At 72.7% G+C, this 21,105-nt stretch carries 25 protein-coding genes; 13 read left to right on the forward strand and 12 right to left on the reverse strand.

Going from position 1 to position 21,105, the window contains the following annotated elements:
• Nucleotides 1–19 precede the first annotated feature (19 nt).
• Entirely contained in the window at nucleotides 20–517 is a 498-nt protein-coding gene (locus ACFQW6_RS15630) for a nucleoside deaminase (protein WP_378547084.1), read from the forward strand.
• A 9-nt stretch (nucleotides 518–526) separates the two neighbouring features.
• On the opposite strand, the gene ACFQW6_RS15635 is transcribed toward ACFQW6_RS15630, so the two are convergent.
• The gene (locus ACFQW6_RS15635; protein WP_378547087.1) at nucleotides 527–1,321 is read right to left on the reverse strand and encodes an SDR family NAD(P)-dependent oxidoreductase; all 795 of its coding nucleotides are present in this window, start codon (nucleotides 1,319–1,321) and stop codon (nucleotides 527–529) included.
• Between the two features lie 74 nt (nucleotides 1,322–1,395).
• Here ACFQW6_RS15635 and ACFQW6_RS15640 point away from each other — a divergent pair, with 74 nt between their 5' ends.
• Nucleotides 1,396–3,006, forward strand: coding sequence for an amidohydrolase (locus ACFQW6_RS15640; RefSeq protein ID WP_378547090.1), 1,611 nt, complete (start codon nucleotides 1,396–1,398; stop codon nucleotides 3,004–3,006).
• A 125-nt stretch (nucleotides 3,007–3,131) separates the two neighbouring features.
• Here the strand turns inward: ACFQW6_RS15640 and ACFQW6_RS15645 are convergent, their stop codons facing one another.
• Nucleotides 3,132–6,044: an ATP-binding protein gene (locus ACFQW6_RS15645; RefSeq protein WP_378547093.1), complete on the reverse strand. Its 2,913-nt coding sequence runs from the start codon at nucleotides 6,042–6,044 to the stop codon at nucleotides 3,132–3,134.
• A gap of 85 nt (nucleotides 6,045–6,129) precedes the next feature.
• Between ACFQW6_RS15645 and ACFQW6_RS15650 the strand changes: the two genes are divergently transcribed.
• From ACFQW6_RS15650 to ACFQW6_RS15660, 3 genes are read left to right on the forward strand one after another with little or no spacing between them, the layout of a single operon-like run.
• Nucleotides 6,130–6,612 carry a PPOX class F420-dependent oxidoreductase gene (locus ACFQW6_RS15650; protein ID WP_378547096.1) on the forward strand — a complete coding sequence of 161 codons (483 nt, stop codon included), beginning with the start codon at nucleotides 6,130–6,132 and terminating at the stop codon, nucleotides 6,610–6,612.
• A 52-nt stretch (nucleotides 6,613–6,664) separates the two neighbouring features.
• A complete protein-coding gene (locus tag ACFQW6_RS15655; protein WP_378547099.1) occupies nucleotides 6,665–7,255 on the forward strand; it encodes a rhomboid family intramembrane serine protease in 591 nt (196 codons plus the stop codon).
• A gap of 51 nt (nucleotides 7,256–7,306) precedes the next feature.
• Nucleotides 7,307–7,774, forward strand: coding sequence for a hypothetical protein (locus tag ACFQW6_RS15660; protein ID WP_378547102.1), 468 nt, complete (start codon nucleotides 7,307–7,309; stop codon nucleotides 7,772–7,774).
• Here ACFQW6_RS15660 and ACFQW6_RS15665 read toward each other — a convergent pair.
• From ACFQW6_RS15665 to ACFQW6_RS15680, 4 genes are read right to left on the reverse strand one after another with little or no spacing between them, the layout of a single operon-like run.
• On the reverse strand, nucleotides 7,771–8,817 hold the full coding sequence (locus tag ACFQW6_RS15665; RefSeq protein WP_378547105.1) for a cation transporter: 1,047 nt from the start codon (nucleotides 8,815–8,817) through the stop codon (nucleotides 7,771–7,773). The genes ACFQW6_RS15660 and ACFQW6_RS15665 overlap by 4 nt on opposite strands.
• Nucleotides 8,814–9,314: a transporter substrate-binding domain-containing protein gene (locus ACFQW6_RS15670; protein ID WP_378547108.1), complete on the reverse strand. Its 501-nt coding sequence runs from the start codon at nucleotides 9,312–9,314 to the stop codon at nucleotides 8,814–8,816. The genes ACFQW6_RS15665 and ACFQW6_RS15670 overlap by 4 nt, the downstream gene beginning before the upstream one ends.
• The gene (locus ACFQW6_RS15675; protein WP_378547111.1) at nucleotides 9,314–10,768 is read right to left on the reverse strand and encodes an FAD-dependent oxidoreductase; all 1,455 of its coding nucleotides are present in this window, start codon (nucleotides 10,766–10,768) and stop codon (nucleotides 9,314–9,316) included. The genes ACFQW6_RS15670 and ACFQW6_RS15675 overlap by 1 nt, the downstream gene beginning before the upstream one ends.
• The gene (locus tag ACFQW6_RS15680) at nucleotides 10,765–10,905 is read right to left on the reverse strand and encodes a hypothetical protein (protein WP_378547113.1); all 141 of its coding nucleotides are present in this window, start codon (nucleotides 10,903–10,905) and stop codon (nucleotides 10,765–10,767) included. The genes ACFQW6_RS15675 and ACFQW6_RS15680 overlap by 4 nt, the downstream gene beginning before the upstream one ends.
• 273 nt (nucleotides 10,906–11,178) lie before the next feature.
• Here ACFQW6_RS15680 and ACFQW6_RS15685 point away from each other — a divergent pair, with 273 nt between their 5' ends.
• Entirely contained in the window at nucleotides 11,179–11,817 is a 639-nt protein-coding gene (locus ACFQW6_RS15685) for a flavodoxin family protein (protein WP_378547116.1), read from the forward strand.
• Here the strand turns inward: ACFQW6_RS15685 and ACFQW6_RS15690 are convergent.
• Entirely contained in the window at nucleotides 11,789–12,511 is a 723-nt protein-coding gene (locus ACFQW6_RS15690) for an HAD family hydrolase (RefSeq protein WP_378547119.1), read from the reverse strand. The two genes, ACFQW6_RS15685 and ACFQW6_RS15690, sit on opposite strands and share 29 nt — an antisense overlap.
• A gap of 97 nt (nucleotides 12,512–12,608) precedes the next feature.
• Here ACFQW6_RS15690 and ACFQW6_RS15695 point away from each other — a divergent pair, with 97 nt between their 5' ends.
• The 3 genes from ACFQW6_RS15695 (at nucleotide 12,609) to ACFQW6_RS15705 (ending at nucleotide 14,965) form a co-directional block, all read left to right on the forward strand.
• On the forward strand, nucleotides 12,609–13,283 hold the full coding sequence (locus tag ACFQW6_RS15695; RefSeq protein WP_378547122.1) for a hypothetical protein: 675 nt from the start codon (nucleotides 12,609–12,611) through the stop codon (nucleotides 13,281–13,283).
• A gap of 99 nt (nucleotides 13,284–13,382) precedes the next feature.
• Nucleotides 13,383–14,000: a response regulator transcription factor gene (locus ACFQW6_RS15700; RefSeq protein WP_378547125.1), complete on the forward strand. Its 618-nt coding sequence runs from the start codon at nucleotides 13,383–13,385 to the stop codon at nucleotides 13,998–14,000.
• Nucleotides 14,000–14,965, forward strand: coding sequence for a TIGR03557 family F420-dependent LLM class oxidoreductase (locus ACFQW6_RS15705; protein WP_378547128.1), 966 nt, complete (start codon nucleotides 14,000–14,002; stop codon nucleotides 14,963–14,965). The genes ACFQW6_RS15700 and ACFQW6_RS15705 overlap by 1 nt, the downstream gene beginning before the upstream one ends.
• A 14-nt stretch (nucleotides 14,966–14,979) precedes the next feature.
• Here ACFQW6_RS15705 and ACFQW6_RS15710 read toward each other — a convergent pair whose 3' ends face one another.
• The 4 genes from ACFQW6_RS15710 to ACFQW6_RS15725 all read right to left on the reverse strand — a co-directional run bounded on the left by ACFQW6_RS15710 (nucleotide 14,980) and on the right by ACFQW6_RS15725 (nucleotide 17,512).
• Complete coding sequence (locus ACFQW6_RS15710; RefSeq protein ID WP_378547130.1) at nucleotides 14,980–15,441, reverse strand: hypothetical protein; 462 nt, start codon at nucleotides 15,439–15,441, stop codon at nucleotides 14,980–14,982.
• Nucleotides 15,442–15,493: 52 nt separating this feature from the next.
• The gene (locus tag ACFQW6_RS15715; RefSeq protein WP_378547133.1) at nucleotides 15,494–16,201 is read right to left on the reverse strand and encodes an ANTAR domain-containing protein; all 708 of its coding nucleotides are present in this window, start codon (nucleotides 16,199–16,201) and stop codon (nucleotides 15,494–15,496) included.
• A gap of 167 nt (nucleotides 16,202–16,368) precedes the next feature.
• Nucleotides 16,369–17,043 carry a DUF6766 family protein gene (locus ACFQW6_RS15720; protein ID WP_378547136.1) on the reverse strand — a complete coding sequence of 225 codons (675 nt, stop codon included), beginning with the start codon at nucleotides 17,041–17,043 and terminating at the stop codon, nucleotides 16,369–16,371.
• 82 nt (nucleotides 17,044–17,125) lie between these two features.
• Nucleotides 17,126–17,512, reverse strand: coding sequence for a hypothetical protein (locus ACFQW6_RS15725; RefSeq protein ID WP_378547138.1), 387 nt, complete (start codon nucleotides 17,510–17,512; stop codon nucleotides 17,126–17,128).
• A gap of 132 nt (nucleotides 17,513–17,644) precedes the next feature.
• Between ACFQW6_RS15725 and ACFQW6_RS15730 the strand changes: the two genes are divergently transcribed.
• Nucleotides 17,645–18,073 carry a CBS domain-containing protein gene (locus ACFQW6_RS15730; RefSeq protein WP_378547140.1) on the forward strand — a complete coding sequence of 143 codons (429 nt, stop codon included), beginning with the start codon at nucleotides 17,645–17,647 and terminating at the stop codon, nucleotides 18,071–18,073.
• A 6-nt stretch (nucleotides 18,074–18,079) separates the two neighbouring features.
• Here ACFQW6_RS15730 and ACFQW6_RS15735 read toward each other — a convergent pair whose 3' ends face one another.
• Entirely contained in the window at nucleotides 18,080–18,595 is a 516-nt protein-coding gene (locus ACFQW6_RS15735; protein WP_378547143.1) for a CinA family protein, read from the reverse strand.
• Nucleotides 18,596–18,754: 159 nt separating this feature from the next.
• Here ACFQW6_RS15735 and ACFQW6_RS15740 point away from each other — a divergent pair, with 159 nt between their 5' ends.
• From ACFQW6_RS15740 to ACFQW6_RS15750, 3 genes are read left to right on the forward strand one after another with little or no spacing between them, the layout of a single operon-like run.
• Entirely contained in the window at nucleotides 18,755–19,936 is a 1,182-nt protein-coding gene (locus tag ACFQW6_RS15740; RefSeq protein ID WP_378547146.1) for a zinc-dependent alcohol dehydrogenase, read from the forward strand.
• Nucleotides 19,933–20,889 carry an iron-containing redox enzyme family protein gene (locus tag ACFQW6_RS15745; RefSeq protein WP_378547148.1) on the forward strand — a complete coding sequence of 319 codons (957 nt, stop codon included), beginning with the start codon at nucleotides 19,933–19,935 and terminating at the stop codon, nucleotides 20,887–20,889. The genes ACFQW6_RS15740 and ACFQW6_RS15745 overlap by 4 nt, the downstream gene beginning before the upstream one ends.
• Entirely contained in the window at nucleotides 20,886–21,083 is a 198-nt protein-coding gene (locus tag ACFQW6_RS15750; protein WP_378547151.1) for a CDGSH iron-sulfur domain-containing protein, read from the forward strand. The genes ACFQW6_RS15745 and ACFQW6_RS15750 overlap by 4 nt, the downstream gene beginning before the upstream one ends.
• The last annotated feature ends 22 nt before the right edge of the window (nucleotides 21,084–21,105 follow it).

Below are 21,105 nucleotides of genomic sequence, written 5' to 3' on the forward strand. Positions count from 1 at the left end.
GGTCGGCGAGATTGGGCCCATGCCCCACAACCTGCCGGACCTCCCCGGAGCGGCCGACCACCTCGAGCTGTGCCTGCGACTCGCCGAGGAGGCGCTCGGGGACGGTGACGGCGCCTTCGGCTCGGTGCTCGTCGACGCCTCGGGTGCGGTCCTGCGCAGCGGGCGCAACCGCGAGGTCTCCGGCTCGGACCCGACGGCCCACCCCGAGCTCGAGCTGGCCCAGTGGGCCGCCGCCCACGTGCCCGAGGAGGAGCGCGCGGGCTGCGTCGTCTACACCTCGGGCGAGCACTGCCCGATGTGCGCCGCCGGCCACGCGTGGGTCGGCCTCGGGCCGATCGTGTACGCCGCCTCGTCCGCTCAGCTCTCCCAGTGGCGGGCCGGGTGGGGGCTGCCCGCCTCGCCGGTCGCCGCACTGCCGATCACCGACGTCGCCCCGGACGTGCGCGTCCACGGACCCGTGTCGCCGTACGACGACCGCGTCCGCGAGCTGCACCGGCGCGGGCTCGACGGCGGCTGAGGGCCGTCGTCAGGGCAGGACGGCGTCGACGTACCCGCCGTCCACCCGCAGGGCACCGCCGGTGGTCGCGGAGGCCAGCGGGGAGCTGAGGTAGGTCACCATCGCGGCGATCTCGTGGGGCTCGATGAGCCGCTGCAGGAGCGACTGCGGACGGTGCTTCGTCATGAACTCGCGCTGTGCCTCGTCCCACGGCAGGTCGTCACCGACGAGGCTCCGCACGAACTCCTCGACCCCGCCGGTGTGGGTCGGACCGGCGATGACGGAGTTCACCGTCACGCCCGTCCCCGCGGCCTCCTTCGCGAAGCCGCGCGAGACCGCCAGCAGCGCTGTCTTGGACATGCCGTAGTGGATCATCTCGACCGGCGTCACGACGGCCGAGTCGCTGGCGATGTAGAGGATGCGCCCCCAGCCGCGCCGCGTCATCTCCGGCAGGTGGTGGCGCGTCAGCCGCACGCCCGCGAGGACGTTGACCTCGAAGAACCGCCGCCACTCCTCGTCGGTGATCTCCAGCGCCGGCCGGCTCTCGAAGATGCCGAGGTTGTTGACCAGCGCGTCCACCTCCGGCATCGCCTCGACGGCCGCGGCGAAGCCGTCGTCGGTGGCGACGTCGGCCACGACGGGTACGACGTCCGCGCCGGGGACCGCGGCTCGGAGCTCGTCGACCGCTCGGCCGACCGACTCCTCGGACCGCCCGTTGACGCCCACTCGGGCACCGGCGGACGCGAGGCCCTCGGCGATCGCCAGGCCGATGCCCTGGGTGGACCCGGTGACCAGCGCAGTCTTGCCGGTGAGGTCGATCTGCATACGGCCGACCGTAGCGCGGGCCATCGGTCCGGTCCCGGTGGCGACCGCGCGGCGGAGCCGCCACGATGGGCGCCATGCCGGACACCGTCTTCACCGACGCACGCGTCTTCAACGGCTTCCGCCACCTCGGCGACGTGGGCGACGTGCTGGTGCGCGACGGCCGCGTCGTGGCGGTCGGGGGCTCGCTGCGCACGCCCGCCGCCGACGTCGTCGACTGCGGCGGGGCGCTGCTCCTGCCGGGCTTCACCGACGCGCACGTCCACCCGGTGCAGGGCGGGCTCGAGCGGCTGACCTGCGACCTCAGCGGCCTGCCGGTCGACCGCGCCGCCTACCTCGCGCACGTGGCGTCGTACGCCGCCTCCCGCCCGCAGCTCGACTGGGTCCAGGGCGGCGGCTGGGCGATGGCGGCCTTCCCCGGCGGACTCCCGACTGCGGCCGAGCTCGACACCGTCGTCGCCGACCGCCCCGCCGCGCTGGTCAACCGCGACCACCACGGCATGTGGGTGAACAGCCGTGCGCTCGAGGTCGCCGGCATCACCCGCGACACCCCCGACCCGGTCGACGGCCGCGTCGAGCGCGACGCCTCGGGCGTTCCGACCGGCGTGCTGCACGAGGGGGCGATGGGCCTCGTGCTCGACGTGCTCCCGACGGCGACGGCCGACGAGCTCCACGCCGGCCTGCTCGAGGGCCAGCGCCACCTGCTCTCGCTCGGGATCACCGGCTGGCAGGACGCGATCGTCGGTGCGTACGCCGGCATGCAGGACACCGGGCCGGCCTACCTGCGCGCGGCCCGCTCGGGCGACCTCGTGGCCTCGGTGGTCGGGGCGCTGTGGTGGGAGCGCGAACGCGGGCTCGAGCAGGTGGCCGAGCTGGTGGAGAAGCGGACGGCGTACTCCCACGGGCGGTTCGCCGCGACCTCGGTCAAGATCATGCAGGACGGCGTCGCGGAGAACGGGACCGCGGCCCTCGTCGAGCCCTACCTCGACCGGTGCGGGCACGCGACGACCAACACGGGACTCTCCTTCGTCGACCCGGTCGCGCTGCGCGGCATCGTCGGTGCCCTCGACGAGGCCGGCTTCCAGGTGCACGTCCACGGCCTCGGCGACCGCGGCGTCCGCGAGGCGCTCGACGCGCTCGACGGCACCGAGCCGCTGCACCGCCACCAGGTCGCGCACCTCCAGCTGGTGCACCCGGCTGACGTGCCGCGGTTCGCGGAGCTGCAGGTCGCGGCCAACATCCAGGCGCTCTGGGCCTGCTACGACGACCAGATGGTCGACCTCACCATCCCGTTCCTCGGGGAGGAGCGGGCGGCGCGGCAGTACCCGTTCGGCGGCCTGCACCGCGCCGGTGCCCGCCTCGTCGCCGGCAGCGACTGGCCGGTCAGCACCCCCGACCCGCTCCAGGCGGTCCACGTCGCGGTCCACCGGATGGCGTACGGGGAACCCGGGCGTGCCGGGAGCGAGCCGTTCCTCCCCGACCAGGCCCTGTCCCTCGAGGTCGCCCTCGCGGCGTACACCTCGGGGTCGGCGTGGGTGTGCCACCGCGACGACGCCGGGATGGTCGAGCCCGGCGCGGTCGCCGACCTCGTCCTCCTCGACCGTGACCCCTTCGACGCCCCTGACGAGATCGGCGCCGCCCGGGTCGAGCGGGTGTGGATCGGGGGAGAGGCGGTCGCGGGCGCCTGACGTGCACGCACCATGAAGGCAGTTCGCGACCTGGAAGTCGATCCACACGCTCAGCGCCTGCCGCGCGGCGGCGAACTGCCTGCATGGTGCACCGAGGTCGTCGTCGTCGCGGACCGGGAGCCGGCTCAGCTGCAGTTCGCGCCTCGCGCCGTCGTTGCTGCGATCGCCTGCGCGAGCGGGACGTGCGTGCGTGCGTCGGCCGCTGCCCGCTTCAGGAGCCGATCGGCAGTCGTGCCCTCGCCGTGATGGAGGGCGACCTCGGCAGCGCGCCAGCGGCAGTACGCCGCGTCGTGCGGCCGCGTGATGCGGTCCCACTCCGCGGCTGCCGACGCCCAGTCCGCGACCGACTCGGTCCCGTCGATCCTCGCCAGCTCGGCACGCCAGGACTTCCAGGACGCGGGGACGGAGACGTCGCAGTCGGCCACCCCGAACGGGTCCGTCCGAGCCGACGCCACGGCAGCCCGGAGCTGTCCCACGAGCCGACGCCGCTCGGACGCGGGGGCGTGCGCGGCGTCGAGCCGCTCCGCGTGTGCTCGGGCACACCAGCAGACGAGTGCAGCCGTCATCAATGCCTGGGTCGGGAGCGTCACCTCCAGGGCCTCTTCGAGGACCTGGAGCGCCGGCTCGACCCTCCCTGCCCACAGCTCCACCTCCGCGAGCCAGGGCACGCCGTCGATCCAGCTCTGGCCGTGTGCCCGGATCTGTGCGGACGCGTCCCGGCACCGGTCGACAGCGTGCTCCACGTCGCCCTCCCTGAGCTCGATCGCGCCGAGCAGGTAGTGGACCAAGGCGGTGTTGGGGTCCGGGTCCGAAGACGTCACCGGACCCAACCACTCCCGCGCCGTGAGCACATCGCCGTGGACGAGGTAGGCCCAGGCGACGTTGCCGCGCAGCAGCACGGAGCCGTTCGAGAGCACGAGGTCGTAGGCCTCGATCTCGCGGAGGGTGCCACTGGCCAGCGCTTCTACCTCACTGGCCGTGGCGGCGGTGTGGAGCATGACGTCGGTCGCCGTCACCGCGAGCCCGAGGTCGGCCATCGGGTCGAGTCGGGCAGGGGCAGACACGAGGGCCGCCTTTCCGATGGCCACGGCCCCTTCCGGGTCGCCGGACCGCATGGTCACCCACATCGAGAGAGCAGTCCAGCGTCGTCGGGACCCCTCGTGGCCGAGTGCCTCGCTGACCTCCAGGCCACGGCGGAGGTCCGTCCTGGCGTCGTCGACCCATCCGAGCTGCATGAACGACGCCACCCGATCGGCCAGGAGCTCGTCCAGCTGTGGCGACGGCGGCTGTCCTTCGAACAGCGCGAGCGCCTCGTCGAGCAGCGCCAGGCCGCGCCGTGGCCTGCCATCGGCCAGCTCGAACGTCGCGGTCCACTGAAGCGCAGCCGCCCGCTGCTGGTCGTTCAGCTGCCCCTCGGCGAGCCTGGGGACCAGCGCTCGAGCGGCGTCGAGGTCGCCCATCTGGCCGGCTGCGCGGAGGCCGGAGGTCAGGACGTCCCACAGGTCCACGCCGTCGACGCGTTCGTCGGCGTCCCACAGCTCCAGCACCCGCAACCACTCACTGAGCGCCTCGCGCGGGGCGAACCTCTCGTCCGCCCGGAGGGCTGCGGCCACCCGGTGCACGATCTCTCCGTCCGGTCGGCCCGCCGCTCGCCAGTGGTCGGCAACCTCTGCCGGTTCGACGTCCGGCTCGGCGGCCAGCGTCTCCGCGAGACGGGCATGGGCCCGAGTGCCCTCTCCGGGGACCAGGCGTCGGTGGATCGCATCCACGAACAGCGGGTGGGACAGCGCCACGTCGTCCCCGAGGCCTGCGCGGAGAAGCCCTCGGTCGGCGAGTGCTCGGAGTGCGGCCTCGATCTCCTCGGACTCCAGGCCGCTGGCCTCGGTCAGCACCCTGGCCGGCAACCGCCGCTGGGCGACTCCGAGCAGTCGTGCCACCCGCCACGAACCCTCGTCCAGGTCGCCGATCCGCCGGTCGAGCAGGTCCGCCAGCTGCGACGGAAGCTCGTCGTCGGCCGACCTGCCTGCCAGCTGGGCGGTGTAGAGGGGGAGGCCCTGCGAGCGGGCGTGGATGCGTTCTGCATCGGCGGGCGCAGGAGCCGAGCCGGTGAGCAGCCGAAGCTGCTCGGTGGTCTCCCCGAGCGTGAGCGTCTCGAGGTGCACCGTCGTCACCCCGGTCGTCCATCGGGTCTTGGTCAACCAGTCGGTGTGGTCCCGCGGGACGTCGGGATCGCCGGTGCGCCATGTCGTGACGAGAGGAACCGAGCACGACGCGCTCGCCAGGTGCGCAAGCAGGTCGAGGGTGCTGCGGTCGGCCCAGTGGCAGTCCTCGACGTGCAGCGCCACGGGACGGACTGCCGCCAGCGCCCGCAGCAGCCGGCTCACGGCAGACAGGAGTCGTTCGCCTCCCCACGGATCGTCCGGGGTGGGGCTCGACGCGACGTCGAGCTCCGGCAGCAGCCGCGCCAGGCTCGAGCCGACGTACGCAGGGCACGCACGGAGCGCTTCCTCGACCCATTGCCTGTTGTCGGCGTCGTTGAGCGTTCGCAGGGCTTCGATGACAGGGAGGAGGGGTACCTCCCGGGACAGGTGCAGGCAGTGGCCGACGACCACGGTGGTCGTGGCCGATGCCGCCGCAGCACCCACGAGCGCCGTCTTGCCCACGCCGGCCTCGCCGGTGACGAGGAGCAGTCCGGAGACAGCCTCGAGGTGTTGTCGTACGACATCGAGCTCGGCCACGCGGCCGGCGATCACCACGCCGGGGCGCCGGGGCGCATCAGGAGGCGCTGACGCGGCGAGCCACAGCTCGTGGAACCGGGCGATGTCGCCTCCCAGGGCCTCGACCAGCAGCTCCACGGTTCCCCAGCTCGGGAGCGCCGGCGACGAGATCGCCTTCGAGACCGTCGTGTGGGAGACCCCCGTGTCCGCGGCGAGGTGCCGGAGGCTCGGCCATCCGGCACGGTGGTGCAGGTGGTGGAGCGCGTCGACCAGCTCCCGGTGGGGACCGGGAGCAAGGTGCGGTCGCGGCAGCGCCCTCATCCGGTCAGCGTCACCCCGTCGGTCACCGATGTCCACACGACCGCGCGCCGGTCTGGAGCGCGTGTCGCATGGCTAACCTCGACGCATGGCTCCGAACATCGCGACGAACACCGAGGTCGGGCTCGACGAGCTGCTGGAGTTCGTCCGCCCGCGCCACCGCATGCTGCTGATCACCGAGCGCGCCGACGGGAGTCCGCAGGCCTCGCCGGTCAGCGGTGGCGTCGACGACGGTGGTCGCATCGTCGTCGCCACCTACCCGCAGCGCGCGAAGACGAAGAACGCGCGTCAGCGCCCGGGCGTCTCGGTCGTCGTCCTCTCCGACGAGTGGGACGACGCGTGGGTGCAGGTCGACGGCACGTGCGAGGTGCTCGACGCGAGCGAGGGGGAGGAGGCGCTCGACGCGTTCGTCGCGTACTTCCGCTCCATCGCCGGCGAGCACTCCGACTGGGAGGAGTACCGGCAGGCGATGGTCGACCAGGGCAAGTCGCTGCTCCGGATCACGCCCACGCGCTGGGGCACCGTCTCGACCGGCGGCTTCCCGCCCGACGTGGCCGCCCGCCGGTCCTGACCGGCTCCGCCGAAGGGACAGCCGTTTCGCGCCGGATGTCACGATGAGGGGCATGCAGACCACCGCCCGCGAGCCCGCCTGGAAGGGTGCCGCGCTCGTCACCGGCGGGTTCGTCGTGCTGCTGTGGCTGCTCGAGATCGTCGACGCCGCGACGGGCAACCCGCTCGACGCGTACGGCGTCCGGCCCCGCAGCGAGGACGGGTTGGTCGGGGTGGCGCTCGCGCCGACCCTGCACTTCGGCTTCGACCACCTGACCAGCAACACCGTCCCGGTGCTCGTGCTCGGCTTCCTCACCCTCGCGACCGGCGTGGCCCGCGGGCTCGCCGCCACCGCGATCATCTGGGTCGTCGGCGGCCTCGGCGTCTGGCTCTTCGCGCAGCCGGGCAGCACCCACGCCGGCGCCTCGGTGCTGATCTTCGGGTGGATCGTCTACCTGATCGTCCGCGGCTTCCTCAACCGTCGCATCCTCGAGATCTTCATCGGGGTCGCGGTCTTCCTGCTCTACAGCAGCGCGCTGCTCGGGGTCCTGCCCGGCCAGCCGGGCGTCTCGTGGCAGGGCCACCTCTTCGGTGCCGTCGGCGGCTTCCTCGCGGCACGGGTGCTGACCGCCCGGCAGCGGAGTGAGTCGAGCATCACGTACTGATCGGTAACAAACCGCGGACGCGTCTCTCCTCCGGCTCCTAGCCTGCCCGTCATGCGCGCTCCCGCCCTCCGCTCCCTCGCCCCCTCCGCTCTCCTCCCCGTCCTGCTCCTCCCCGCCCTCGCCGCCTGCGGCAGTGGTGCCGACGCCACCACCGAGGCGTCCGGGCCGGCCTCGCGGGCCGAGGACGCGGCGCTCGCCGACTGGGAGGCGGCGCTGGCCGACGAGCTCGGCACGGGCACCTTCGACTTCGCTGCCCTTCGGCAGACCGCTGCCGCCGACTGCGTCCGCACCGACGCCGGCGACTGGACGGTCGAGCTGGCGCTCAGCGGCGACCTGTCCACCTCCACGCTCACCCGGATCGGCCTCGAGCACGCCTGCGCCGACGTGGTCCCGGCCTTCGACGAGGCCGTCGCCACCGTGGAGCAGGCGGCCGACCCGCTCGACCTGGTCTGCGGCGCCGATGTCGAGCTCTCGGCCGAGGCAGCCCTCTCCGCCGACCTGGTCTGCGACCACCGTTAGCCGTCCTCCGGGTCCTTTTCCGGGTCCTCCTCCGGGGCCGGGATCGTCTCGGGGAGGTCGCGCACCGGCACCACGACGACGTCGTGGACCTTCCAGTCCAGCTCGCGCAGCAGGTCGGCCGCCGCCTCCAGCTGGTCGAGGGTGGGAGTGCGGCCGTCCGCCGGCCGTACGAACGACTCGACGTGGAAGACGTGGCCCTGGTCGCGCACGCGGCTGCGGCTGTCGTCGACCCACGGAAGGTCGGCCAGCACCTCGTCGACCCGGCGGGTGAGCGGGTGCGGGTGCTCGTCGTCGTACGTCCTGGCGCGCTCGTCCATCAGCGCGGTGGTCGCGTAGTGCAGGTTCGTCCAGCCGTCGCGCGCGATCGACAACGAGATGAGCAGCGCCGCGGCGGAGTCGGCCCACCACAGCCCGAGGCCGATGCCGAGGACGCCGGCGATGGTGCCGGCCGCGGTCATCCAGTCGGCCTTCTGCATGTCGGCGTCGGCGTAGAGGACCTTGTCGTGGAGCCGCTCGGCCAGCGGCAGCTTCATCCGGCCGAGGACGAACGGTCCGATGCCCGTGTAGACCATGGCCGCCACCATCAGCCAACCCGCCCAGAACGTGTGGCCGAGGAGCCGGACCGTGCCGATCGGCGGGTGCTCGGCGCGCAGCAGGCCCGTCGCCGAGTCCACGGCCAGCAGCAGGCCGACCGCCAGCAGCGCGATCGCCGAGGTCAGGTGGCCGACCCCCGTGGCGCGGTGGAAGCCGTACGGGTGGTCGGCGGTGGGGCGCCGGCGACCGAGGCGGACCGCGATGAGGAAGGCGAGTGGTGGCACGAGTGCCAGCGAGTCCTCCACCCATGCGGTCTTCATCGCCTGCGAGCTCCCGGCCGTCGCGAAGACGACGGCGACGCAGGTGAGCATGTAGACGAACGTCACCACCTCGAGCCGCTTGGCCCGCCGCAGCGCGTCGGCCTGCTCCGCAGGCAGCTCGGTGTGGCCGAACCAGTGGCCCGACCCGCCCGCCCCATCGGAGCCGACCCGGTCCTCGGTGCGGCTCATGACGTGCCCCCGCCGGCGGTCGGGGGGTCGTCGAGCCACCGCTCGAGCTCGACCTGGAAGGCGTTCTCGCCCATCGGCACCATCATCACGTGCGCCTCGGTGGTGCCGGCCACCTCGACCTCGGCGTACGCCCGGGTGAGTCCGACCTTGTCGACCCAGGCGTTGGTGTCGGTGAAGCCGCCGACGGCCAGGTCGATCTTCCCGTCCTCCAGCAGCCGGACGAGCTCCTCCTCCCCGGCCACCGTCCACTCGACCTCGGCCGCGAGGTGGTCGGCGAACCCCGCCACCAGCTCGGCCTCGCGACCGGCGGGTGGGCCGTCGCCGACCTCGACCCACCCGGGCCGGGGCGAGGCACCGACCCGCAGCACCCCGCCGTCACGCACCCGGTCGAGCGTCCCATCCGGATCGGCTGGGAAGTCGGTCGGGACCACGGAGCCGCACCCGGCGACGAGCAGGGCGGCGGCAACGAGGAGCAGCACGCGGCGGATTTCCGTCATCAGTCCGCCCGGTCTCCCGCCTCCCCGGCGGCGCTCGAGCGCTTGAGGAGCGGTCTGGTCGCGGGGCCCTCGAGCACCTCGCCGTCGGGCGTGAAGCGGGAGCCGTGCAGCGGGCAGTCCCAGGTCCCCTCGGCGTCGTTCCACTTCAGCAGCCCCCCGAGGTGGGTGCACACGCCGACGATGCCGCACTGGTTGGCCTGGGCCGGTCCGGCGTTGCCGGGCAGCCGCTCGCGGGCGGTGCGCACGGCTCCGGTGACGACCGCCGCGCCGACCCCGAGGTTGATCCGGGTGATCTCGGCGGCGTTGGACGACGTGGGCCTCCGGCCGCTGAGGGTCTGCGCCCACGGCGGCATGTCACCGAGGATGTCGGAGGAGATGGCGCGGGCCGCGACGACCGCGTTGGTCATGCCCCACTTCTGGTAGCCGGTGGCGACGTGGATCCGGTCACCGCCTCGCCGCAGCGGTCCGACGTACGGCACGCCGTCGGCGCTGCTGTAGTCCTGGGCCGACCAGTGGTGGGTCTCGATGGTGGCGGGGTACCACTTCGCCGCCCACGCGCGCAGCCGGTCGAGGTGCGCGAGGTGGGAGTCCGTACGACCGACCACGTGGCCGGCCCCGCCCACGACGATCGTCCCGCCGGGGGCGTCACGCACCGACCGGGCGTCGGACCCGGCGGAGAGGTACATCCCCTCCATGGGACCGGCGCCGTCGAGCGCCAGCGCGTAGGAGCGCTGCGGCTCGAGCCGGGCGAAGTGCAGCCCGCGGTCGAGGATGGGGGTGCCGGTGGCCAGCACCAGGTGGTCGGCGGTCAGCGTCTCGCCGCCCTCGAGCCGGATGGTGGGCCGGCCGGCCTTCGAGACCGACCGCACGCGGTGGCCCTGGTGCAGGGTGCCGCCATGGGAGCGCAGCTGCTCGACGAGCGCCGCGAGGACGTCCATGGAGTCGATCTGGGCCTGGTCGGCGAGCGTCGTCGCGGCCACGTGGGGGAAGGGCACGTCGAGGGTGTCACGCCACTCGACGGCCAGGCCGAGCGCGGAAGCGGCCTGGTGCTCCTCCTCGACCGACGAGCGCTCCTGCTCGTCGGCGGCGTACGTCACCGCGGTGCGGCGCTGGTACGGGACGGCGTGGTCGTCGCAGAACCGCAGCAGCCACTCCATGCCCTCTCGGTTGGCGTCGACGTAGGCCGCCGCCACGTCCTCGGACTGGTGGCTGCGGATGCGGGACAGGTGCGTGCCCTGGAGCAGCGAGACCTTGCCGGTGGTGCGCCCGGTGGTGACCGCGCCGACCTGGCGGGCCTCCACGCACGCGACCCGCAGCCCGGCGCGGGCGAGCAGGAGGCTGGTCGTCAGGCCGGTCAGCCCGGCACCCACGACGAGGGCGTCCACGGGCGCCCCGGAGCCGGGCAGCGGGTCGTCGGCGAAGGGCGCCGCCCGGTCGAGCCAGAGCGAGGTCACGACTGGTCCTCCTCGGTGTCGTCGACGACGTCGTCCTCGACGCCGGTGGGACTCTCCTCGGCGTTCACCGGGTCGGTGTCGAGGTGGGTCTGCGGGTCGGTCCAGGGCTCCTGCGACCGGTCGTCGGACGGACTCATCTCTCCTCCAAGGGGTGCGGGGCGTCTCGTGACGCGGTCCCCGTACCCCGACCACCGGCTCTCAGTCGCGGCACCCGACGCATGCGTCGGGGATCGTGCATGGGGGGCGTATGGAGTGCACCCCTGAGGGGTACACCTGGGTCACGCCGGGATCGTCCCGCCACGATCTCGGCGCCCAGCGCGAGACCCGCCGGTCTTGACCTCCCGTACGCCGTGCGAGGTGACTCCGGCGGGTTTCGTATGCGCACCTCCGCAAGGGGTACCGGCCGGCCCATGACGACCTCCACGAGCGGTACCACCTCGTCCAGCGGCCTGACGTGCCTGGTGCTCACCTGCACGCTGAAGCCGTCACCCGCGGACTCGAGCTCGGAGCTGCTGGGCTCGCAGGTCCTCGACGCGTTCCGCGCGCGGGGCGTCGACGGCTCGATGGAGCGCGTCGTCGACCACGACGTCCGCTTCGGCGTCACGACCGACGAGGGGGACGGCGACGCGTGGCCGACGCTGCGGGAGAGGGTGCTCGCGGCGGACGTGCTCGTCCTGGTGACGCCGATCTGGCTGGGCCAGCCCTCCTCGGTGTGCAAGATGGTGCTCGAGCGCTTCGACGCCGGGCTGGGCGAGTCCGACGACGACGGGCGGCCGATCATGTTCGGCAAGGTCGCCGGCGTCGGCGTCGTGGGCAACGAGGACGGCGCCCACCACGTGTGCGCCGAGCTCTTCCAGGCGCTGGGCGACGTCGGCTTCACGATCCCCGCGCAGGCCGCGACCTACTGGGTCGGCGAGGCCATGCAGGCGGTCGACTACCGCGACCTCGACACGACGCCGGAGAAGACCGCGAGCACGACGGAGCTCCTGGCCCGCAACACCACGCACCTCGCGCGGCTGCTCAGGTCGTCGAACTACCCTGCCGCGTGAGCGGTCCGCCCTCGAGGTGGTCGAGCAGGTCGCGAGGCCCGTCGTAGACCCACGACGCACCTGAGGTGGTGAGGCGCTCGGCGCTCACGCCGCCACTGCGCAGCCCGATGCACGGCACCCCGGCCGCCTCGGCGGACACGGCGTCCCAGACGGCGTCGCCGACCACGATCGCCCTGCCGCCCCCGGCGCGCTCGATCGCGAGCTGGACCATGTCGGGTGCGGGCTTGGTCGCGGCGTCGTCCGAGCCGGTCACGATCGCCGTCAGGTGGCGGCGTACGTCGACGATCTCGAGGAGGTCGTCGACGATGTCGGCCTCCGACGAGCTGGCCAGCACGAGCCGGTGCCCGTGACGGGCGAGCGTCTCCACGAGGTCGGCGGCGCCGTCGAGGGCGCACACCGTGCGGAGGTACGAGCGGAAGTAGTCGTCGTGCAGCTTGCGGACGTCCTCACCGACGGCGACCTCGGCCGCGTCCCCGGCGACGTGGGCGACGAGCCGGTCCCCGCCCATCCCGATCGCCTCGTGGACGCGTACGGCGCTCACGTGGAGGCCGACGTCGTGGAAGGCGGCGTGCCAGGCGACGACGTGCTGGTAGACCGAGTCCACCAACGTGCCGTCCAGGTCGAGGACGACGACCGGGTGGTGGAGCGTCTCCGCGTTCACGGGATCGTCGTACCCGAAGGGGCGGGGGGCCATGCACCCACCCTCCACCGCCCGCGCGGGTGTGGTGTCGTCCGGGGCGTCGGAGGAACATCGAGGGCTCAGGCAACACCGATGTGTCGAGGGGATCGATATGGAGCTGCTGCCGCAGAGTCGGGAGGCGTTGGACGAGTACGTGACAGCGTCCATCGACGACATGGAGGGCCTGCTGCGGGTGATCGAGAGCTGGGCGGTGCACTCCGTGCCGGACTGCGTCGCACTCAGCGTCACCCTGCTCGACGAGGACCTGACCTTCACCCTGGTCGACCGGCAGGCGACCAGCGAGCTCCCGCGCGACGACGAGGCGGGCGACGCGGGCGAGGCCGGGCCCGCCGCGGCTCCGGGCGAGGCCCACCCCCTCGACGAGCTCGACTGGGCCGACATGGCCCGCGAGCGGGCGTTCGGGGCGATCGCCAGCACCGTGTCCCTGCCGGTGGTGGAGCACGGTCGCGCGGTGCTCAACATCGACCTCTACGCCTCGACCGCCCACGCGTTCCGCGACCGGATCGAGGGGCTCGTCGAGGCGCTCGGTGCCTGGCAGGCGGGCGCCGTCACCAACGCGGACCTCGGGTTCGAGACCCTCCGGCGTGCCGAGCAGGCGCCTGAGCGGATGCGGGAGCAGCGCCTCGTCGACGTGGCCGTCGGCCTGGTCGCGGCCCGGATGGCCGTCACGACCGACATGGCGGCGGTGATGCTGTGCGAGGCTGCCGAGCGGGCCGGCGTCTCCGAGTCCGAAGCGGCCTGCGTGGCCCGGGTGCTGCTGGCGTAGGGCTTCACCTTCACGGGCGCATGCGCCCCGCCCATCGGGGTACTGCGGGCCATGCAACGACCTACTGCCCCCGTCACTCGCCACGTCAAGGTGGCGATCATGGAGGAGAGCGAGCTCGTCGTCCATGGCCTGCGCGCCATGCTCGAGCCGCACTCCGCGCTGATCACAGTGGTGGCGCACCGGGCCGACGGTCCGGCGCCCCTGTGCGACCTCACCCTCTACGAACCCCACCGCCGCACTGCTGGCGTACGCCCGGCGCCGCAGCGCTTCCCGACCCGCATGGTCGCCTTCGGCTGGGACTGCAGCCCCGAGGCGGTCTCCACCGAGATGTCGCGCGGCGCCGCGGGCTTCGTCAGCAAGTGGCTGCCGGCCCGCCGCCTCGTGTGGAACCTGCTTCAGGTGGCCGACGGCCGCGTCGTCGTCGACGCGTGGACCGGCCAGGCCGAGGCCGAGAAGGTGGCGGCCGAGAAGTGGCCGCTCACCCAGCGCGAGACCGAGGTGCTCTCGATGATCGCGGCCGGCAAGGCCAACCGCGACATCGCCGAGGAGACCAACCTGAGCATCAATTCGGTGAAGTCCTACATCCGTGGCGCCTACTCCAAGATCGAGGTGACCTCGCGATCCCAGGCGGTGCTCTGGGCCATCCAGCACGGGCTGCTGATGTCGCACGAGCCGGAGCAGAGCCGCGCCCGCGTGAGCGCCCCCGCCACGCGCTGATGACGAGGTTCGGCTACTTCCTCTCCTGCGAGGAGTACGCCCCCGACCACCTGCTCGAGCAGGCGCGGCTGGCGGAGCGGGCCGGGTTCGACAGCCTCTGGATCAGCGACCACTTCCACCCGTGGAACAACGCCCAGGGGCAGTCGCCGTTCGTGTGGTCGATGATCGGGGCGGTCGCGCAGGTGTGCGACCTCCCGGTCACCACCGCCGTCACCTGCCCGACGGTCCGCACGCACCCCGCGATCGTCGCGCAGGCCGCGGCCACGTCGGCCGTGCTGCTCGGCGAGGGTCGGTTCACTCTCGGCGTGGGCACCGGCGAGGCGCTCAACGAGCACGTCCTGGGCCACAGGTGGCCGCACACCGAGCTCCGCCTCGAGATGCTCGAGGAGGCCGTCGAGGTGATCCGCGCGCTGTGGACGGGCGAGGTGGTGTCCCGCGAGGGGCGCCACTACACCGTCGACACGGCCCGCATCTACACGCTGCCGGACCAGCCGCCGCCGATCTTCATGAGCGCGTTCGGCCCGAAGGCGCTCGACGTGGCGTGCCGGATCGCCGACGGCTTCATCACCACCAAGCCGGACGCCGAGTCGGTGCAGACGTTCCGTGCGGCCAAGGGCGCTGACGCACCGACGCAGGCGGGCTTCAAGGTGGCCTGGGGGCCGACGCGCGACGACGCGATCGACACCGCGTACGAGCTGTGGCCTAACTCCGGCGTGCCCGGTGAGCTCAGCCAGGTGCTGCCCAGCCCGCAGCACTTCGAGCAGGCCAGCGAGCTGGTCACCCGCGAGGCGTTCGCCGAGAAGGGCGCGTTCGGGCCCGACGCCGGCGAGCACGTCGAGGCCTACGCGCCGTTCGTCGACGCCGGCTTCGACGAGGTGTACGTCGCCAACATGGGACCGCACTACGCCGACATGATCGCGGCCTACGGGTCCGAGGTGCTCCCGCAGCTGCGCGGCTCGCGCTAGGTCTCCGCCGCGCCTCAGCCGTCGTACTCGGGGTCGCCCTCGACGTCCGCCGGCTTCGCCTCGTGGCCCTCGCGTCCGCGGGTGCGCCGAAGCTCCTTCATCTCTGCCTCGAAGACGTGGCGCTGGCCGTTCATCAGCTCGTCGAGGGCGCGCTGGTGCAGGCCCTTGGCGCGGGCGTAGAAGCCGTCGTCGAACTCGTCGACCATCTGGAAGGACCACATGCCCGGCAACGGGTTCTGACCGAGCACGTCTCGGTCCATCGCGTCGGCGATGTCGTCGTGGCCGGCCTTGCGCACCAGCTCCTCGGCCTCCTCGAGCGTCGACTCGGCGCTGCCCATGAGGCGGTGGAAGGCGTAGAGGTGCCCGCGCGCGTCCTCGACGTGGTCGAGGGCTGCGGACAGCTTGCCGACCGCCTCGACGGTCTCGTCGGTGACCCCGTCGGGGCGGCGGTGCTCGGGAGAGGGCTGGTCGTCCATGCCTCCGAGGCTCACAGACAGCGAGGGCCTGCACCACCTGCCAACGGGCGGGTCAGGGCTTGGTCGGCGTGTGCCGGTGCGGGACCTCGCGGGTCGCGACGACCTGGGCCGCGAGGTCCCGCAGCTTGAGGTTGTCCTGCGAGGAGATCCGGCGCAGCACGCTGAACGCGTGGTCGGCGTCGAGCTCGTAGCGCTCCATGACGATGCCGATCGCCTGCCCGATGGTCGTCCTCGTCTCGAGGGCCGACGCGAGCTGCTCGTCGTTGATCGACCGCGCGAGCGCGACCGCCGCCAGCGCGGCGATCGTCTGGCCCTGCACCACGTCCTCGTCGCTGAAGCCGTCCTTCTCGGTGGAGTAGACGTTGAGCGCACCCCAGGTGCGGTCGGGGCGGGTGAAGAGCCGGAAGCTGAGGCTGGAGCGGATGCCGAGCTCGCTGACCATGGCCCGGCCCCACGACGGCCAGCGCGGGTCGGTGGCGAGGTCGTGGACCACGACGGTCGCGTGGGTGCGGATCGCGTCACGGCACGGCCCCTGCCCGATCTCGAACTGGGACTCGTCGAGCTCACGCAGTCGCTCGTTGGTGCCGGCAGGGGTGCGGACCTTGCCGCCCTCGATCAGGGAGACCCCGACGAAGTCGCACATCGGGAAGAACTCAGGGGTGAGCTCGACGAGCCGCTGGAGGGTGTGCGGCGGATCGGCTTGGGCGTCGAGGTCGCGCACCGCGTCCGCGAGGACACGTTCGAAGCGCTCGTCGAGCATCTGTGGACCTTCCGTCGGTCACGGGATGCGATGCCGACCCGGGTGTCGTGGCGCAGGCACTCGCGAAGCCGCTGAGGGGTGCCCCCAGCGTGTCACCGGGGGGCGTCCCGCGCAATCAGCAGAGGTGCGCAGCTCGACACCACGCACGCCAGAGAAGGCCGGTACAGCTAGCCCTCGACGCCCGTCGAGTCGTGCGGCTCGCCGACCGGCTTGCTCTGCGACGAGCCGCGCTGGCGCAGGTAGATCGCAAGGACGGCGAGCGTGCCCACCGCCAGGAACTCGCTCTGCCAGTTCTGCAGCGTGCGGGCCCAGAAGTCAGCGTTGACCAGGTAGGAGCCGTACGCGATCGGGTCCTGCAGCTGCTGCAACCGCTCCTCGTTGAAGGCCGCCCAGCCCGCCACGGACTGCACCGCCCACGAGCCGAGGAAGATCGCACCCATCACGATGGCGAGCGACGACGAGTAGACGCGGGTGCGCCACCCGCCGGTCTTCGCCCACGCCGGGGAGTCGGGATCGGCGTGCGACCCGATCTTCTGGTCCTCGTCGGACTCCTTGCCGACCTTGTCGAGCTCCTTGGACTCCGGCGACCCCTTCTGCAGCAGCCACACGGTCGCCATCAGGTAGACCCAGAACTGGAGGAACTCGCTCTGCCAGTTCTCCGCGACGTCGACCGCGAAGTCCGACGACGTGACGTAGCGGGTCCACGACAGGGGGTCGAGGTGCTCGGCGACCAGCCGCGCGTTGACCTGGTGCCACCCGGCGAGGGACTGGCCGGCCAGGCTGAGGAGGAACAGCAGCCCGAAGAACAGGCCGAGTCCGTTGTGGCGGAGGAAGGCGCGCATCACACGTGCCTCAGGGCGAGGGCGAGCAGCACGGCCAGACCGACGCAGATGCAGGCCAGGTAGGCGACGAACATCGCGCGCATCAGGGGAGTCCGATGCTGCAGTCGTAGGGACGGTCGGGGACGGGCGTGCAGCCGGCCGCCACCACCCGCCAGCGGCCGTCGTAGCGGGACAGGAAGACCGTCTCGGCGCCGACGACGACCTGGGCCATCGTGTCGAAGACCTCGACGCTCGCAGGCCCGTCGCCGCCGAGCTCCTCCTCGAGGACGGCCTCCTCGCACGGCTTCCCGCTCGACTGCTCGAGCTCGTCCCTGGTCGGTGCCGCCAGGGCTGCACAGGCACCGGGGCCGTCTCCAGCGGCGGCTGCGTCCAGCAGTCGCCGGGCCGCCGTGGTGGCAGCGTCGTCCTGGGTGCCGCCGCACCCGGCGAGCGCGGCGCAGGCCACGACCAGGACGGCAAGGTCGCGCACTCTGGGTGGTGGTCGCACCCCTGACTACTACCACGGTCGCGGAGTGCGACGCGCTCACCCCGATCGGCGAATCGTCCCGGCTGCAGCGGGTACCGGACGTGCCCACACGGCACCACGACGAGAGGAGACGACATGACCACGGCACGCGAGGTGATGACCGGGGGCGCCGAGTGCGCCTCGGTGAACGACACCGTGAGCGACGCCGCCCGCAAGATGAAGGACCTGGGTGTCGGTGCGCTGCCCATCTGCGGTGAGGACAACCGCCTGAAGGGAATGATCACCGACCGCGACATCGTCCTGAACTGCGTGGCCGAGGGGATGGACACCACTCAGGTCAAGGTGCAGGACTACGCCGGTGACGAGGTCGTCACCATCGGCGCCGACGACGACATCGAGGAGGCCCTCGACACGATGGCACGCCACGGTGTCCGGCGCCTGCCGGTCATCGACGGGCACGACCTCGTCGGCATGATCAGCCAGGCCGACATCGCCAAGAGCCTCCCGGAGGACAAGGCCGGACGGCTCGTCGAGGCCATCTCGGCGGCTCCGTCGACCGACTGAGCGGGCTCACCCGGCCGCCGGGCTGCCCGGCGGCCGGACCGCGAGCTCGTGGAGCTCGCCGACGAGCTCGCGGAGCGCCAGGTTGGTCGCGGCGACGACGACCTCGGCGGGGTCGCCCTCGAGACGGGTGTGCAGCTCACGGGTGCCGCGCGCCGTGGACACCGCGAGGTGGACCGTGCCGGGCGGCCGGTCCTCCTGCGGGCCGGGTCCCCCCACCCCGGTGATGCCGAGCGCGACGTCGGCGCCCAGCAACGCGCGTACGCCGTCCGCCATCTGCTGCGCGCAGGCAGCCGTGACGACGGGTCCGCGGGTGACGCCCAGCACCTCGAACTTCACCTCCTCGTCGTACGCCACGACCGCACCGCGGTACCACTCGCTGGCGGCCTCGCCTCGGCCGAGGAACGCCGAGATCCGTCCCGCGGTCAGCGACTCCGCGACGGCCACGCGCAGGCCCTGCGACGTCGCCAGGTCGGCGATCCGGTCGGCGCGCTCCTCGTCGGTCGGCTCCTGATCAGCGGGCACTGCCACCTCCTGGGGGGTCGTCGGCCCTCCCTGCGTTCCCCGCGCGCCCGGCCCCCATGCACGCGCGGCCTCTCGCACGCGCGCGCATGGAAGGGGCCGTCCGGGGCACTGGCTCTGCACGACCACTCAGCACGACGGACCCAGGAGGTCACCGGTTCCATGAAGGCAGTCACGTGGCAGGGCAAGCAGGACATGCAGGTCAAGGAGGTCCCTGACCCGGTCGTCGAGGAGCGCACGGACGTCGTCATCGAGGTGACCTCGACCGGGCTGTGCGGGTCCGACCTGCACCTCTACGACCCGCTGACGCCGTTCATGACCGCAGGCGACATCGTCGGACACGAGCCGATGGGCATCGTGCGCGACGTCGGGTCCGCGGTCACGACCCTGCAGCCCGGCGACCGCGTGGTCGTTCCGTTCAACATCAGCTGCGGCACCTGCTGGATGTGCTCGCGCGGCCTCTACAGCCAGTGCGAGACCACCCAGAACAGGGACACCGGCACCGGCGCGAGCCTGTTCGGCTACAGCAAGCTCTACGGGCAGGTGCCCGGCGGCCAGGCCGAGCTGCTGAGGGTGCCGTTCGGCGACACGCTGCCGATCAAGGTGCCCCACGGCCCTGCGGACGACCGCTTCCTGTTCCTCTCCGACGTGCTGCCCACCGCGTGGCAGGCCGTCGAGTACGCCGACGTCGAGGACGGCGGCACGCTCCTGGTCGTCGGCTCCGGTCCGATCGGCGACATGGCGGCCCGGATCGCCCTGCACCGCGGCCTGCGGGTCATCGTCGTCGACTCCGTGCGTGAGCGGCTCGCGCGCGTGCACGGCCGCGGCGCCGAGACGATCGACTTCACCGAGGTCGACGGGGTGGGCGACGCCGTGCGCCGGCTCACCGACGGCCGCGGCGCCGACGGCGTCATCGACGCCGTCGGGATGGAGGCGCACGGCTCGCCGGTCGCCGAGACCGCCCAGAAGGCGCTCGGCCTGCTGCCCAAGAAGGTGCAGGAGAAGGTGATGCTCAACTTCGGCGTCGACCGCCTCGCCGCGCTCATGAGCTGCATCGACAGCGTGCGCCGCGGCGGCACCATCAGCATCTCCGGCGTCTACGGCGCCCCCACCGACCCGCTGCCGATGTTCCAGCTGTTCGACAAGCAGGTGCAGGTGCGGATGGGCCAGGCCAACGTCCGCCGCTGGAGCGACGACATCCTCGCGCTGCTCGAGCAGGAGGAGGACGTGCTCGGTGTCGAGTCGTTCGCCACGCACCACCTGCCGCTCGACGACGCCCCGGAGGCCTACCGCAAGTTCCGGGACAAGGAGGACGGCATGGTGAAGGTGGTGTTCAAGCCGTGAGACTGCCCAAGCCGCGCGGCGCGCTGAGCGAGTGGCTCGTCGCCCGGCTCGCCGACCCGGAGCTCTCCGGCTCGGCACCCGAGGCGGACTCGTGGGACGACGAGTCGATCTCGCTCTGGACCCTGCACGAGCTGTCGTTCCGCGGCTTCGAGGACGCCGACGACCGCGCCGAGTGGGACCCCGAGCTGCTCGGCGTACGCCGTGACCTCGAGACCGCCCTCGAGGAGCGGCTGCGGGCGCGATGGGCCGAGGCGGGCGTCCCGCCGACGCCCGCTCCCGCCGACGTGCCGACGGCCCTCGAGGACCTCGTCGCCGCGGACGACGGGCCGTCGCTGGCCGACTTCGTGCGTCGTCACGCTGACCGCGACCAGGTGCTCGAGCTGCTGCGGCAGCGCTCGGTCTACCACCTCAAGGAGTCCGACCCCTCCGCCTTCGTGGTCCCGCGGCTGCCCGTGCGGGCGAAGGCGGCGCTGATGGCGCTGCAGTTCGACGAGTACGGCGACGGCGACCCCAACCGGCTGCACTCCCACCTCTTCGCGCGCGGACTCGTGGCGGTCGGGCTGCGGGCGGAGTACGGCGCCTACGTCGACGACGCCCTCCCGGAGAACCTCGAGATGAACAACGCCGGCTCACTGTTCGGCCTGCACCGCCGGCTGCGCGGCGCGGCGATGGGGCACCTCGCGGCGTTCGAGATGACCAGCTCGCTGCCCTCGCGCAAGATGGTGCAGGGGCTCGACCGGCTCGGGCTCGACGGTCCGATGTCGGCCTACTACGACGAGCACGTCGAGGCCGACGCGATCCACGAGCACCTCGCTGCGCGCGACATCTGCGGCACCCTGGCGGACGACGAGCCCGACCAGGCGGCCGAGATCCTGTTCGGCGCCTTCACCTGCCTGGACGTCGAGGCGCGCTTCGCGACGGCGATGCTCGGGGCGTGGGAGGAGCAGCGATGAGCGAGCGCGACTTCGACCACCCCGACGTCGTGCTCGTGCCGCACGGCCCGATGCTGCTCCGCGGCGCCGAGTCCGTGCAGGACCTCGAGGGCAGGGTCCACGTCGTCGACCGCCCCGTCGTCGCCCTCTGCCGCTGCGAGAAGTCCAGCCGTCTGCCCTGGTGCGACGGCACCCACAAGGTCATCCCGCGCTGAGGCCGTCCGGCGCGCCGTCGTC

Source organism: Nocardioides sp. GCM10028917 (assembly GCF_042666175.1).
In the GTDB taxonomy this organism is placed as follows: Bacteria; Actinomycetota; Actinomycetes; order Propionibacteriales; family Nocardioidaceae; genus Nocardioides.

What these genes read in the sequence shown, in the direction of transcription:
- ACFQW6_RS15630 (WP_378547084.1), top strand. Translation starts at nt 20, where the DNA reads ATGCCCCACAACCTGCCGGACCTCCCCGGAGCGGCCGACCACCTCGAG.
- ACFQW6_RS15635 (WP_378547087.1), bottom strand. Translation starts at nt 1,321, where the DNA reads ATGCAGATCGACCTCACCGGCAAGACTGCGCTGGTCACCGGGTCCACC.
- ACFQW6_RS15640 (WP_378547090.1), top strand. Translation starts at nt 1,396, where the DNA reads ATGCCGGACACCGTCTTCACCGACGCACGCGTCTTCAACGGCTTCCGC.
- ACFQW6_RS15645 (WP_378547093.1), bottom strand. Translation starts at nt 6,044, where the DNA reads ATGAGGGCGCTGCCGCGACCGCACCTTGCTCCCGGTCCCCACCGGGAG.
- ACFQW6_RS15650 (WP_378547096.1), top strand. Translation starts at nt 6,130, where the DNA reads ATGGCTCCGAACATCGCGACGAACACCGAGGTCGGGCTCGACGAGCTG.
- ACFQW6_RS15655 (WP_378547099.1), top strand. Translation starts at nt 6,665, where the DNA reads ATGCAGACCACCGCCCGCGAGCCCGCCTGGAAGGGTGCCGCGCTCGTC.
- ACFQW6_RS15660 (WP_378547102.1), top strand. Translation starts at nt 7,307, where the DNA reads ATGCGCGCTCCCGCCCTCCGCTCCCTCGCCCCCTCCGCTCTCCTCCCC.
- ACFQW6_RS15665 (WP_378547105.1), bottom strand. Translation starts at nt 8,817, where the DNA reads ATGAGCCGCACCGAGGACCGGGTCGGCTCCGATGGGGCGGGCGGGTCG.
- ACFQW6_RS15670 (WP_378547108.1), bottom strand. Translation starts at nt 9,314, where the DNA reads ATGACGGAAATCCGCCGCGTGCTGCTCCTCGTTGCCGCCGCCCTGCTC.
- ACFQW6_RS15680 (WP_378547113.1), bottom strand. Translation starts at nt 10,905, where the DNA reads ATGAGTCCGTCCGACGACCGGTCGCAGGAGCCCTGGACCGACCCGCAG.
- ACFQW6_RS15685 (WP_378547116.1), top strand. Translation starts at nt 11,179, where the DNA reads ATGACGACCTCCACGAGCGGTACCACCTCGTCCAGCGGCCTGACGTGC.
- ACFQW6_RS15690 (WP_378547119.1), bottom strand. Translation starts at nt 12,511, where the DNA reads ATGGCCCCCCGCCCCTTCGGGTACGACGATCCCGTGAACGCGGAGACG.
- ACFQW6_RS15695 (WP_378547122.1), top strand. Translation starts at nt 12,609, where the DNA reads ATGGAGCTGCTGCCGCAGAGTCGGGAGGCGTTGGACGAGTACGTGACA.
- ACFQW6_RS15700 (WP_378547125.1), top strand. Translation starts at nt 13,383, where the DNA reads ATGGAGGAGAGCGAGCTCGTCGTCCATGGCCTGCGCGCCATGCTCGAG.
- ACFQW6_RS15705 (WP_378547128.1), top strand. Translation starts at nt 14,000, where the DNA reads ATGACGAGGTTCGGCTACTTCCTCTCCTGCGAGGAGTACGCCCCCGAC.
- ACFQW6_RS15710 (WP_378547130.1), bottom strand. Translation starts at nt 15,441, where the DNA reads ATGGACGACCAGCCCTCTCCCGAGCACCGCCGCCCCGACGGGGTCACC.
- ACFQW6_RS15715 (WP_378547133.1), bottom strand. Translation starts at nt 16,201, where the DNA reads ATGCTCGACGAGCGCTTCGAACGTGTCCTCGCGGACGCGGTGCGCGAC.
- ACFQW6_RS15720 (WP_378547136.1), bottom strand. Translation starts at nt 17,043, where the DNA reads ATGCGCGCCTTCCTCCGCCACAACGGACTCGGCCTGTTCTTCGGGCTG.
- ACFQW6_RS15730 (WP_378547140.1), top strand. Translation starts at nt 17,645, where the DNA reads ATGACCACGGCACGCGAGGTGATGACCGGGGGCGCCGAGTGCGCCTCG.
- ACFQW6_RS15740 (WP_378547146.1), top strand. Translation starts at nt 18,755, where the DNA reads ATGAAGGCAGTCACGTGGCAGGGCAAGCAGGACATGCAGGTCAAGGAG.
- ACFQW6_RS15750 (WP_378547151.1), top strand. Translation starts at nt 20,886, where the DNA reads ATGAGCGAGCGCGACTTCGACCACCCCGACGTCGTGCTCGTGCCGCAC.